The sequence below is a fragment of the Faecalimicrobium sp. JNUCC 81 genome, assembly GCF_053667625.1.
Genome location: NZ_CM132203.1, coordinates 51,170 through 63,696 on the forward strand (window position 1 = coordinate 51,170; position 12,527 = coordinate 63,696).

General features: G+C 26.6%; 12 protein-coding genes and 1 riboswitch. Of the genes, 8 read left to right on the forward strand and 4 right to left on the reverse strand.

What is annotated here, in order from left to right; translation table 11 throughout:
• Positions 1-48: 48 nt before the first annotated feature.
• Positions 49-879: a MerR family transcriptional regulator gene (locus tag JNUCC81_RS00300; protein WP_454094836.1), complete on the reverse strand. Its 831-nt coding sequence runs from the start codon at positions 877-879 to the stop codon at positions 49-51.
• Positions 880-969: 90 nt separating this feature from the next.
• Entirely contained in the window at positions 970-2,325 is a 1,356-nt protein-coding gene (locus JNUCC81_RS00305; RefSeq protein WP_454094837.1) for an MATE family efflux transporter, read from the reverse strand.
• 140 nt (positions 2,326-2,465) lie between these two features.
• Here JNUCC81_RS00305 and JNUCC81_RS00310 point away from each other — a divergent pair, with 140 nt between their 5' ends.
• The 5 genes from JNUCC81_RS00310 (at position 2,466) to JNUCC81_RS00330 (ending at position 6,937) form a co-directional block, all read left to right on the forward strand.
• Positions 2,466-2,582 (forward strand): MerR family DNA-binding transcriptional regulator, encoded by a 117-nt coding sequence (locus tag JNUCC81_RS00310; RefSeq protein WP_454094838.1) that lies wholly within the window; start codon positions 2,466-2,468, stop codon positions 2,580-2,582.
• Between the two features lie 202 nt (positions 2,583-2,784).
• Complete coding sequence (locus tag JNUCC81_RS00315) at positions 2,785-3,903, forward strand: glycoside hydrolase family 10 protein (RefSeq protein ID WP_454094839.1); 1,119 nt, start codon at positions 2,785-2,787, stop codon at positions 3,901-3,903.
• Positions 3,904-3,943: 40 nt separating this feature from the next.
• Positions 3,944-4,045: riboswitch (purine riboswitch) on the forward strand.
• A 92-nt stretch (positions 4,046-4,137) separates the two neighbouring features.
• The gene (locus tag JNUCC81_RS00320) at positions 4,138-5,472 is read left to right on the forward strand and encodes an NCS2 family permease (protein WP_454094840.1); all 1,335 of its coding nucleotides are present in this window, start codon (positions 4,138-4,140) and stop codon (positions 5,470-5,472) included.
• A 215-nt stretch (positions 5,473-5,687) separates the two neighbouring features.
• Positions 5,688-6,128 (forward strand): helix-turn-helix domain-containing protein, encoded by a 441-nt coding sequence (locus JNUCC81_RS00325; protein WP_454094841.1) that lies wholly within the window; start codon positions 5,688-5,690, stop codon positions 6,126-6,128.
• Positions 6,129-6,253: 125 nt separating this feature from the next.
• Positions 6,254-6,937, forward strand: a complete 684-nt coding sequence (locus JNUCC81_RS00330) for a PilZ domain-containing protein (RefSeq protein WP_454094842.1) — start codon at positions 6,254-6,256, stop codon at positions 6,935-6,937.
• 93 nt (positions 6,938-7,030) lie between these two features.
• Here JNUCC81_RS00330 and JNUCC81_RS00335 read toward each other — a convergent pair whose 3' ends face one another.
• On the reverse strand, positions 7,031-8,098 hold the full coding sequence (locus JNUCC81_RS00335; RefSeq protein WP_454096359.1) for a PQQ-dependent sugar dehydrogenase: 1,068 nt from the start codon (positions 8,096-8,098) through the stop codon (positions 7,031-7,033).
• A 403-nt stretch (positions 8,099-8,501) separates the two neighbouring features.
• On the opposite strand from JNUCC81_RS00335, the gene JNUCC81_RS00340 reads away from it, so the two are divergent.
• Both JNUCC81_RS00340 and JNUCC81_RS00345 read left to right on the forward strand, forming a co-directional pair.
• On the forward strand, positions 8,502-9,239 hold the full coding sequence (locus JNUCC81_RS00340) for a C40 family peptidase (protein WP_454094843.1): 738 nt from the start codon (positions 8,502-8,504) through the stop codon (positions 9,237-9,239).
• A gap of 200 nt (positions 9,240-9,439) precedes the next feature.
• A complete protein-coding gene (locus JNUCC81_RS00345) occupies positions 9,440-10,210 on the forward strand; it encodes a GNAT family N-acetyltransferase (protein ID WP_454094844.1) in 771 nt (256 codons plus the stop codon).
• An 84-nt stretch (positions 10,211-10,294) separates the two neighbouring features.
• Here JNUCC81_RS00345 and JNUCC81_RS00350 read toward each other — a convergent pair whose 3' ends face one another.
• Positions 10,295-10,738 (reverse strand): GNAT family N-acetyltransferase, encoded by a 444-nt coding sequence (locus JNUCC81_RS00350; protein WP_454094845.1) that lies wholly within the window; start codon positions 10,736-10,738, stop codon positions 10,295-10,297.
• Positions 10,739-11,242: 504 nt separating this feature from the next.
• On the opposite strand from JNUCC81_RS00350, the gene JNUCC81_RS00355 reads away from it, so the two are divergent.
• The gene (locus JNUCC81_RS00355) at positions 11,243-12,223 is read left to right on the forward strand and encodes an LCP family protein (protein WP_454094846.1); all 981 of its coding nucleotides are present in this window, start codon (positions 11,243-11,245) and stop codon (positions 12,221-12,223) included.
• Positions 12,224-12,527 lie beyond the last annotated feature (304 nt).

Sequence of the window (12,527 nt, forward strand, 5' to 3'; positions counted from 1 at the left end):
TAATTAAGATTCTAAAGGATGAAGCAACTTCAAGGTCAACAGGAAATTTTAAATTTTTAAATCTATATTTACAAAGTACATAACATCTTCATTTTTTCTAGGTAAGTAAAATTCATATGTAACATAAGCGCTATTATTTCTTGGACATTTGAAATATTTATTAAGTGATAATATATAGTTATTTATTTCTGCTACTGTTCCGTAAAAATTAACTGACGCAGTTTTTCCACATATATCTTCTCTTATAGCTTTTATATGATCTTCTTTTAAATATTTTTTTAATAAGCTAATATTATGTTTATTTTCTTTTATAAAAATAGTATCATCATCTTCTTTTACATGTGTGTTTTCTATAATATTGTAAATATAAACATAAGTATCTTCAGTTTCTTCATTTAAATCGGATAATTCTTTTTCTAAAGTCAAGTTATCATTTTTAGATAAATTTGAATTTAGTATATTTTTCATATCAATAGCATAAAGATTATAGTCTTGTTCACTGATTTTAAGATTCTTAAAATCATACTCATTTTTAAAATCTGTAATTGTATTTAAAATTTTTTTACTCTTATTTAAGTTATATTCTAACTGTTGCAATTCTTTCTTTTTTATATTGAGAAATTCCTCTTGTTTTAGTACTAAGTTTTTATATTTATTTAAATCTTCACTTTCTATTGTTTCTCTTATATCAGATAAAGATATTCCTAGAAGTTTTATCCCAAGAACTAAACTTAGTTTTTCTAAATGCTTAAATTGATAGTATCTGTATTTATTATTAGTATCAATTTCTGGAGTTAAAATTCCTATCTTATCATAATATCTTAAAGTTTCTCTACTTATGTTAAAAATATTACTAACTTCTCCTATTGAAAGTTTCATTTTAATTTCTCCTTTTATATTACAAGAGACACTGAAGTATATTTTTCAATGTTTCTTATATTCCTCATTTTATAAAAATTTTGCAAAGTATTATATTTCATATTCAAAGTTTTTATCAGCATCCCTACATGGTAGATTAAACTTATTTATTAAATATAAAGATATAATGAATGTAATAAAATCTGCAAATGGTACAGTAATCCATATTCCGTTTATACCAAATATTTTTGGAAGTATTACAATCCCTAAAAGTATAAAGATTAATCCTCTACTTAGAGCTATTATTATAGACTCTTTAGCATATCCAATGGCTGTAAAATATGATGAGTATATTACATTAAATCCATTTAATATAAATGCAAAAGCGTATAATTTAGATCCTTGTATAGCTAAATCAATTACATATTTATCTGAAGATACAAATAAGGTTACTAGATTTTCACCAAAGAAAAATAATGCTAAAAATGTTGCTATACATATTATAAAAGAGATTTTTAGTGATAGCTTAAGAATTGACTTCACTCTTTTAAAATTTTTTGCCCCATAATTATAACTTATTATAGATGTTATACCATCAGCAACTCCAAATACAATCAACATTCCAAATTGTGAAACATAGTTAATACTTGTAAAAGCGGCAACACCGGATTCACCAGCTATTTTCATAAAAGCGGTATTGAATAGATATGCAGATACAACTGTAGCCAATGCAGACATTGCCTCAGACGAACCGTTATATGCTATAGGTATTATAGTTTTTTTATTAAATTTACCTACAAATAAATTTATAACATTATCTTTTTTTAACATTGGAGATAAAACTATAAAAAATACTGATGAATATGATAATCCTGTTGCTAATGCTGCACCAGTTATACCTAATTTCATATTTTTAATTAATATATAGTTTAAAGTTATGTTTACAACTACGCTTACAACCATCCCTTTAAAATATAAGTCGGGTTTTTCAACAAGCCTATCTGAAAATCCAAGTAGAAATGCTAAACACATTGGTAATATACATATCGAAATAGTTTTTATATATATTGATACATCTTTTACCAAGGCATCATTTGCACCTAAAGCTAGACCTATATTTTTGCTAAACACAATTCCTACTATTGTAAAAAAAATAGCTCCAATACTTAATAGTATAAATGATGTTTTGAATATATCTTGTGTAAGTTTATTATTTCCTTCGCCTAAACTTCTACCCATAAAACTTAAAGCTCCAACACTGATTAACATTGAAAATCCTATTACAAATTGAATGTAGGGACTTCCTAAACTAACACTAGCCATTGCATTTGAACCTATAAAATTTCCTACAAATATGCCATCTATTACAGTTTGCATACCTGCTATCACCATTGCGATAATTGCAGGTACTGAAAATTTGATAAATAGTTTAGAAATTTTACCAGTTCCTAATATGTTTTCTTCCATTTATTTTACCTCCATATTTAAAATGTTAGTTATGATTATAAAGGGTGAAGTAACTTCAAGGTCAATATGTAGTTTAGAAGCTTTACATTTATAGACTCTACAATATAATTAAGCTCAACAAAACATCGATGTAAAAAGGAGTGATTATAATATTTAAAATAGGCGAATTCTCAAAGATTTCACAAATCAGTATTAGAAGGCTACGATATTACAATGATATAAATTTAGTAGTCCTATGTTTAGTATATCTCATGTAGGTCCAGGATTTACTTAAAATCAAGACGAGTGAGTAACGGAGGTTTGTTTTCCAATTAGACTTATATAGTTTATAATTTTTTAAAGATAACAAAAACAGTATTACGAATAAGTGATACTGTTTTTTGTTATACATATAAAAAGTTTAAGCATTATTATCACTTTATAATAAATCATCATACTATTTTATAGGAGTGTGAGGATATGATAAATAATTGTAAACAAGTAGAGCTTAGAGGAGTATGGGTAGCGACTGTATACGGAATTGATTGGCCTAAAACTCAAAATAACCCAAAAGCACAAATGAAAGAGTTCATAGAGATACTAGATACATTGAAATCATTAAATTTTAATGCAGTATTTGTACAGATAAGACCAGTATCAGATGCATTATACCAATCAAGCATAAATCCATGGTCAGAATACCTTACAGGAGAACAGGGAATTAGTCCAGGATATGATCCTCTAAAATTTATGATTGAAGAATCTCACAAAAGAAATATGGAATTTCACGCATGGTTAAATCCCTATAGAGTGACTACTCAAGGTACTGATTTAAATAAATTAGCAGATAACAATATAGCAAAATTAAGACCAGATTGGGTGCTACCTTTTGAAAATGCATTATTTTTTAATCCAGAAAATCCAGAAGTTATAAATTACATTGCTGTTACAGTTTATGAAATAATAAAAAACTATTGTGTAGACGGAATTCATTTTGATGATTATTTCTATCCATATAACTATCCTTTACCAGAAGGTGAAGATAGAGATGGAGAAGTTGCAAATAATAGGCGTGAATCTGTAACAAAAATGATTAGATTAGTATATAACGTGATAAAATCAACAAAACCATCTGTTCAATTCGGTGTAAGTCCATTTGGTGTATGGAAAAATAAAAGTAGTGATATTAAGGGATCAGAGAGTAAAAACCTAGAGAGTTATTATGATGCGTATATGGATAGTGTAACTTGGGTAGAAGAAGGTATTTTAGATTATATAGCACCTCAAATTTACTGGACTATAGATAATAAAAATAGTCCTTATGAAAGTTTAGTTAAATGGTGGTCAGATTTAGTAGAAGGTACATGCGTTAGATTATATATAGGTCAAAATATAGGAAATGTAAATATAGCAAAAGAAATAGCACAAGAGATAACAATAAATAGAACTTACGATGAAGTTGAAGGAAGTATATTTTTTAGCATGAGAAATATTCAAGAGAATACAGGCAATGTAGTTGAACAATTTGAACAGGTATATAATTGTAAAGCCTTTACACCTGTCCAATGGGATAATATGTTAAATAAACGAACATTTTAATTTATTTATTGTAAAATGTTTATATATATTATATAATAAATAAAAATTAAGAATAAATATTCATATATCTATGGTAATATGGTCCATAAGTCTCTACGAACTCACCGTAAATGAGTTTGCTATGAATAGTTAACACATACTTATAGGTATTTTGTTTAAGAATCTTTAAGATATATGTTCTATTCATGTAGAATATATATCTTTTTTTATTAACAAATTTTTAGGAGGAAGATCATGATCTCACAAAGACAACATGAACAAATTAACACTTCAACATCTTTCTTAGATAAGATATTTAAATATTCGGAGCGTGGTTCTAATGCAAGAACTGAGGTAATTGGAGGACTTACAACATTTTTAACAATGGCATATATTGTATTTGTAAATCCAGCAATATTATCTGATGCTGGTATGGATAAAGCTGCACTTATAACTGTTACAATTTTAGCTACAGCCATTGGTACTTTAATTTTTGCATTTTTAGCTAATGCGCCTTTTGCACTAGCACCTGGAATGGGATTGAATGCATTTTTCACATATTCACTTGTTATTGGAGAGGGAATTCATTGGACTCAAGCACTTGGAGTTGTATTTATTTCAGGAATGGTATTTTTAATTTTAGCAGTGACTGGAGTTCGTAAATATATAGCAGAAGCTATACCGAAAGAATTGAGTATCGCTTCTGCAGCGGGGATTGGTTTATTCCTTGCGTTTGTTGGTTTAAAAGGTATGGGAGTTATAGTTGCAGATGAAGCTACTTTAGTTTCTTTAGCTGAATTTACACCAACTGTTATAATTTCTTTATTAGGATTAGTTCTTATGGGAATGTTTGAAGTTAAGAAGGTTAAAGGTGGTATATTAATAAGTATTATTACTACTACTGCATTATCTATAGCTTTAGGATATGTAGAGCTTCCTACTTCTATAATATCTGCACCGCCTAGCATTGAACCAGTTGCATTTAAGCTTGATATAATCGGTGCACTTAAGTTTTCTTTAATAGGACCAATATTCTCATTTATGTTTATAGATATGTTTGACTCTTTAGCTTTTTTAATAAGTTGTTGCAAGCAAATGGGATTAGAAGATAAGGGTGGTAATGTAAAAGGTCTATCAAAGATGTTATATGCAGATGTAACTTCTACACTAATAGGATCTTTACTTGGAACAAGTACTGTTACTACTTTTGGAGAATCTGCTGCAGGGATTGCTGCTGGAGCTAGAACGGGACTTGCATCTGTAGTTACTGCGGGATTATTTTTAGTTACATTACTATTTACACCTCTTTTAGGAGTAGTACCAGGATATGCTGCATCTCCAGCACTTGTACTAGTAGGTGTATTTATGTTTTCTAGTATAAGACAAGTAGACTTTAACGATAGTAAAATAGCTATTTCTGCATTTGTAACTATTTTATTAATGCCTTTAACTTATAGCATTAGTATAGGACTATGTTTTGGATTTATCTCTTATATAATAATGCATGTTGTGGCTAAAGAAACTGATAAAATAAGTTTTACTCTATGGATAATAGGAGCACTATCTGTTATAAACCTTATATTTAGCTAACTATAATATAATTTTGATATATAAAATAAAGTACCGTATCGCTTATCTGTGATACGGTTTTTAAGTTATAGAATTAATATTTATTTCTTATAGAAATTTAAGAAGAATCTAGATAATATCAGCAATGCAACCATAAGTTAACAAAATGCAACTATACGATGATTGTTAATTTCTACAGAAATAAATATAATTAAAGTTAAGATGAGGTGATTATATTGAACTTAAGTGAGAATCTAAAAAAATTGAGAAGAGAAAAAAAATTATCACAGGAACAACTTGCAAAAATGATAAATGTATCTCGTCAAGCTGTATCAAAATGGGAGTCAGGCAAAACGTATCCAGATATAGACAACCTTATATTATTAAGAGATATATTTAATGTAACCTTAGATGACTTAATAATTAATGAGAGTAAAATTAAAGATGAAGAAACAATTGAAATAAATGATTTACCTAATAATAATTATATAGAGCTTGATGAAAATGAAGAAGATGAACTATCAGTTAATTTAATGCTAGGTGGATTTATGATTGGAACAGCAATTGGATTTATTACAGATAATTTTATGTGGGGGACAGTAGGTAGTTTTATAGGAATGGGGATAGGATATATATTAGAATGCATAAGAAAAAAGGATATAAGAAATGAAATTTAAAGATATTTATTTTATATATAAGTAAAACCGTATTATTACCAAGTAATACGGTTTTTTTAGGCGTGAAGAATAAAACTGTACTATACTAAATATAGGAGGATATTTAAAAAGAGGGGGGATAAATAGTGTTTAGCTTATTTAATAAAAAATATGTAAGATATATAGAAAAATCAGTTAATAAGTATAATCAAATTTTAGAAGGTGATATAAATTTAATTATACGTACGATTTTTAAGGGGAAACTATATACAAGTGATGTAGAATATTTAAATAATAAAGAAGTTTTATTTAGATGTCCAATTGATAAATACGATATTATTAGATTTGATGAACAAAGTATTATAAAAGTAGAGTTTGTAAGCTATAGTGGATTATATACAACTGAACTTCTAATAACCGAAAAAATAATAGAAGACAATGTATTATACTATAAGGGTGAATTTAGTTCACCAATAGAGAAAAATCAAAGAAGAAAAAACTATAGGCTACCTATAGTATTAGATTTAAACTATACATTATTACCAAGAGAACGTATAGAATATAGTGGCAATACTTTAGATATTAGTATTGATGGTATGCTTATGGAAACTTATGAAAATATCTATCAAACTAAGAATCTTAAAGTAAAAATTGATATAGATGGTAAAACTCATGATATAAAAAGTAATATAATAAAAAAGAGAACTAATTTTAGAAATGGTACATACTTATATAATTTAAAATTTGATAAATTAAGTATCAAGCAAAAAAATGAAATATCTAGATTTATATTTGATAATAAAAATCTACGTGATAAAAAGCTAGTGTAAGTGTAAATTCTAAAAAATAGGTGCTATTTAAGCACCTATTTTTTAGTTAAATAAATTTAAATCATCAGTTATTTTATAAATATATTTATTAGTTTATCTTGGAATGAGACGGATTATTTTATCATCAGTTATATCAGGGTTTCCTCGGCCATCCCTATTACTTGTTGTTAGGTAGATGGATCCATCCTTACTCTGAATAACATCACGCAAACGTCCGTATTTATTTTTTAATAATGGCTCTATATCCTTAACCACTGTGCCTTTTCCGTTTAGAGATATAGCAAGTAGTTGCTGGCCACGTAAATTAGCTACTAGTAATTTACCTTGCCATGGTCCTTGTTCAACAAAAGCAATACCAGATGGTGCCCATGTATCTTCTCCACTATGTACCAAAGGTTTTTGTGTTGTAATTTCTGTAGATTCTTCATCTCCTTGGACTAGAGGCCAACCATAATTAGCTCCTGGTTGTATTATATTTATTTCATCATGTGCTGACTGTCCATGTTCTGATTCATACAATATATTTTTTGAATTCCAAGCTAATCCCTGTGGATTTCTATGACCGAAGCTATAAATAGGTGAATTAATAAAAGGGTTATCTTCAGGAATATTACCATCTAATTCTATTCGTAGTATTTTTCCGGCTGTACTTAATAAGTCTTGAGATAATGAAGAATTTCCTGAATCTCCTGTTGCTATATATAATTTATTATCTTGACCTATCTTTATCCTTCCTCCATTATGAATTTGGCCTCCTGGTATTTTATCTAAGAGTATTTTATCAATAGCTACTATATTATCTCTCTTTATTAGTCTAACAACACGGTTATAAATCTGGTTATTTTCTGTATATGAATGCATAACATAGATATAGTTATTTTGTGAAAAATTAGGATCTAAAGCTATTCCCATTAAACCACCTTCGCCTTGACTTGCAAATGGTGAACTAAATGTAATGAGAGGTTGGGGATTAAGTTTACCATTTTCAATAACTCTAATCGAACCAGAGCGTTCTGTAAAATATATATCTCCTTCATTGCTTATATCCATGGCCCAAGGTACATATAGGTTTTCAGCTATGATTTCAATTTCATAAGGAAATTGTCTAGTTTTTATTGATTTCATTTTAAAACTAAATACATTACGACCACGGCATATCATGTTGTACAAAATATCATAAAACTTCTTTTTCATAATTTTACCCTCCAAACTAAAAAATATATATAGCTAAATATATGCTTAAAAAGTAATATACTTGGATAATAAAATCTTTAATTTTTATTATTTATATAATTACAATAGTATTCATTTAAGAGTCTAATGGTACTGTTTTAATAGGTAAATAGTAATGAAAATTTTTGTATAATAAAAAATACTTATGTTGCTAATATTAGCTATTTAGAGGGATTTAGGTGATTTAGCTTATAAATAAAATTAAATAAAAAATAAATTAAGCCGATTATAAGTAAGAGATGTAATTTTCATATTAAAATTAAAAAATTTTTAATAAATATATTCTTTTATTACTTAAAAAATAAAATTGAAAGTATGGGAGGTTAGATATATGAGTGATGTAAGTCAAATTGTTTTAAGTAGTCTTTTAAATAGTATTAGTCGTTCAAATTTAAATAATAAAAATTCATTAAGTACAAGTTCAGATCCTTTTGATTATATATTAAATAATACATTAGGAAACACAGGTGGTATGGGTAATACTTGTACATGCTCATGTTCGTGCAGTAGCAATAATTTAAGTACATTAGAAATTTTAAATACAATATTAGGTACTATAAATATGAGTAGAATAGATACACAAAAGATAGATAATCATAATATAAACAATGATACTATCTCTAAAACTACTCAAAAAATAGAAAAACATAATCCTGTTATTAAAACTAATACTATTAATTATGAAGCTAAAACATCTAATAAAATGGATAATGCGATAAAAACATTAGAAAATCAAATAGGAAAACCATATGTTTGGGGAGCGAATGGACCGAATGCATTTGATTGCTCTGGGTTGGTTAGGTATATATATAAAACTGAATTAGGAAAAGATATACCAAGAGTATCTTATGATCAAAGTAAGTTTGGACAAGCCGTAGAGAAAAAAGACTTACAACCTGGAGATTTAGTATTCTTCGATACTATGAAAAAAGGTAGAGTAAGTCATGTGGGAATGTACATAGGAAATGATGAGTTTATACATGCATCTAATCCTAGAGATGGAGTTAAGAAATCGAAATTATCATCAGGATACTATGAAAAAACATTCAAAGGTGCAAGAAGACCTTAATTAAAAATAAGCTAAAATTAAAATATATAAAAAACCGTATCAGATATAAATGATACGGTTTTTATATATTTAAGATAATTATTTATAAATTATAAGACAGTTTATTTAAATTAAAAGATGTTTATTTATTAAAAAGACTACTAATAACAATCTAAGTAAGTATATAATCAAAGATATTAAAACTATGGGGGAGAAATATAATGAAAATAGTAGATGTTAATATTGATAATATAGATAAAGAGCATATTTGTTGTGCTCTTTCTAATAAAAAAGGAGAATTTCAAGTTTTATCTAAAAAAAACTGGCTAAAAGATAGATTTAAAGAAGGAATAGTATTTAAAAAGGGAGATGTAAGGGGGAAAGTTTTTATCGAATATATACCAGCTGAAAATGCCTGGTGTCCTATTATTGCAAGTGAATATATGTTTATTAACTGCTTATGGGTTTCAGGAAAATACAAGGGACAAGGTATTTCTAACATATTATTAGAAGAATGTATTAATGATAGTAAAGAGAAAGGGAAAAAGGGATTAGTTATATTAAGTTCTAATAAGAAGAGACCATACTTGGCGGACTCAAAGTATTTAAAATATAAAGGATTTATATTAGCAGATACTGCAAATCCATACTATGAATTGTTATACTTGCCATTTGGAAAAGATATAGATATTCCTAAATTTAAAGATGCTGTAAAAGTAGATGATATTAATAAATCAGGGTTTGTTTTATATTATTCAAATCAATGTCCATTTACCTCAAAATATGTATCTATGGTAAAAGAATTCGCAGAAGAAAGGAATATACAACTTAATATAATTAGATATGAAAATAAAGAACAAGCACAAAATTCAAATACACCATTTACAACATATAGTCTATATTATAATGGGAAATTTATAACACATGAAATATTAAATGATAAAAAATTTGAAGATATATTTATATCAAAGAAATTTATAAACTTTAAATAAGATTTAAGGTCTATATTAACTAAAAATATAATAAAATAAATAAAAATCCGTATCAAATACAAATGATACGGATTTTTATTTATTTTATTTTTTATATAACATATCCATATGAGGAATGTTGTCTTCTAAATACACATCAGATATTTTTTCAAATCCTAGGCTGCTATAAAATTTATCTAAATATGCCTGTGCTTGAATTTTGATTTCTTTCTCATGTAAACTATTTTCTATGAAAGAAATACTTTTCAATAACATATCTTTAGCTATGCTTCCACCACGATAATCTTTTTTTACAATAACTCTTCCAATAGATGCTTGTTCATATGAAATACCTTTTTTTAGTATTCTTGAATAGGCTATTACTTCATTGTCTTTTTTTAAAAATATATGATAAGACTCATTATCTTTACCATCGATATCTTGATAAGGGCATTCTTGTTCTACTATAAATACTTCATTTCTAAGTTGAAGTATTTTATATAATTCATCTGTTGTTAGTTCCTTAAATGTTTTAATTATCCAGTTCATTGAAATTCCTCCTAATTTTATCGTGCTAATTCAGAAATATAATTATCTATTAGTTTCATCTAAATTAGGATAATACTTATTAGACAAATCTTCAAGAGGAGATATAATTTAATAAAGTTATTTTCCTTAAAAACTGTAGCAATAGAAGTAGAAATTGTCTATGTAGGAAATAAATTACTACGAGTATGTCTAGCTTATGGAACTACTCCTAAAGAAGTAATATAATATGAAGAAGGTATGGTATTTTTCGTGTATAAATAACTTTATTTTTTATTAAAGTTATATGAAAATAAATATTTTAAATTGAAATATTTTTAGCTATATGCAAAAATAGAGAAATTATGTAGAAAAAAATAAAGTTATTATGGTAAAATGTTAGCGATAGCTTTAATAGTGAAAATTATCCATAAATTATATATGGTTGAATAATAAATTATAAACAACATTCAATACGAATTAGAATATATAAATAATAATATGGGTACTTATTTGGGAGGATAAATAATGAGTAATAAAATACTAAAAAGAATAGTTGTGCTATTGGCAATTTTAATAATAATGATTCCTGCTAGCGCATTTGGATTTGTTTATTTTAAATTAAATAGTATGTATGATTCTGGGGGAGATAGTAACACACTTGGAAAAAGTGACTATAAGTCAGAGGAAGGTATAACTAATATATTACTTTGTGGTACAGACGGAAGGCCAGGAGAAAAGAGCTCTCGTAGTGATGCTATGATGATACTTACTGTTGATAGTAAAAATAAAAGTTTAAAATTAACATCACTTGCTCGTGATACATATGTTTCTACATCTGGATATGGAGATATAAAGCTTACAGAAGCTTATGCGTATGGTGGTATAAATTTATTAGCAGAAACAATAGAGAGAAACTTTGAATTAGACATACAAAACTACGCTATTGTTGATTTTTATTCATTTATGGACATAATTGATACTTTAGGAGGTATAACTATAGATGTTAAGCAAAATGAAATACAAGAGCTAAATAAATTTATTCCTGAAACATATGGATGGGATTCTAAAGATAATAAAGGCTCTATATCATACATTAAAAGTGCTGGGGAACAAAAATTAAATGGATATCAAGCTCTTGCATACTCACGCATAAGAAAAGGTGGCAGTGGTGGTGCTTTAGAAAGAGATAAAAGACAAAGACAAGTTATTGAAGGTATGATGAAGGGAGTAAAAGATTTACCTATGACAAAATACCCTAAATTATTAGATACAATACTTCCTTATGTTAAAACTAATATGAAGCCTGCTGAAATTCTTAATATTGGTGGTAGAGTATTAAAAATTGGTAACTTTAATATAACTCAAATGGAATTCCCTATAGATGATGGTGTTAATAGCAAGAATGTAAGAATAAATAATAAGTCAGTAATGCAATTTGAACCAAGTTCATTAGATATACTTCATGGTTTTATATTTGAAAATATAATGCCTGAAAAGAAGAAATAACCTATAAAAAATAAAGATTATATAAAAAGAACTCTATTTATTAGAGTTCTTTTTATATAAAAATATAATTTATCGATTATTATGTGTGTCTTTAATGTATAACTCATTAGGTAAATATTTTATAAATAAATATAAAAAAGTATGTAGCCTCACAAATATTTTTATGTAAAATTAAATAAAAAAATATATTTTTTAGAAATATAATGGAGAAATTTATCATAAATTAAGTAAAAAAATCAAAATGAATTATTAAATAAAATAATTTATTTTAAATTTTTTATAAAAAATTTATAGCTTAAATAAG

Bases quoted from the DNA above. Each gene is read 5' to 3' on its own strand.
- JNUCC81_RS00300 (WP_454094836.1), bottom strand. From the start codon at position 879: ATGAAACTTTCAATAGGAGAAGTTAGTAATATTTTTAACATAAGTAGA.
- JNUCC81_RS00305 (WP_454094837.1), bottom strand. From the start codon at position 2,325: ATGGAAGAAAACATATTAGGAACTGGTAAAATTTCTAAACTATTTATC.
- JNUCC81_RS00315 (WP_454094839.1), top strand. From the start codon at position 2,785: ATGATAAATAATTGTAAACAAGTAGAGCTTAGAGGAGTATGGGTAGCG.
- JNUCC81_RS00320 (WP_454094840.1), top strand. From the start codon at position 4,138: ATGATCTCACAAAGACAACATGAACAAATTAACACTTCAACATCTTTC.
- JNUCC81_RS00335 (WP_454096359.1), bottom strand. From the start codon at position 8,098: ATGATATGCCGTGGTCGTAATGTATTTAGTTTTAAAATGAAATCAATA.
- JNUCC81_RS00340 (WP_454094843.1), top strand. From the start codon at position 8,502: ATGAGTGATGTAAGTCAAATTGTTTTAAGTAGTCTTTTAAATAGTATT.
- JNUCC81_RS00345 (WP_454094844.1), top strand. From the start codon at position 9,440: ATGAAAATAGTAGATGTTAATATTGATAATATAGATAAAGAGCATATT.
- JNUCC81_RS00350 (WP_454094845.1), bottom strand. From the start codon at position 10,738: ATGAACTGGATAATTAAAACATTTAAGGAACTAACAACAGATGAATTA.
- JNUCC81_RS00355 (WP_454094846.1), top strand. From the start codon at position 11,243: ATGAGTAATAAAATACTAAAAAGAATAGTTGTGCTATTGGCAATTTTA.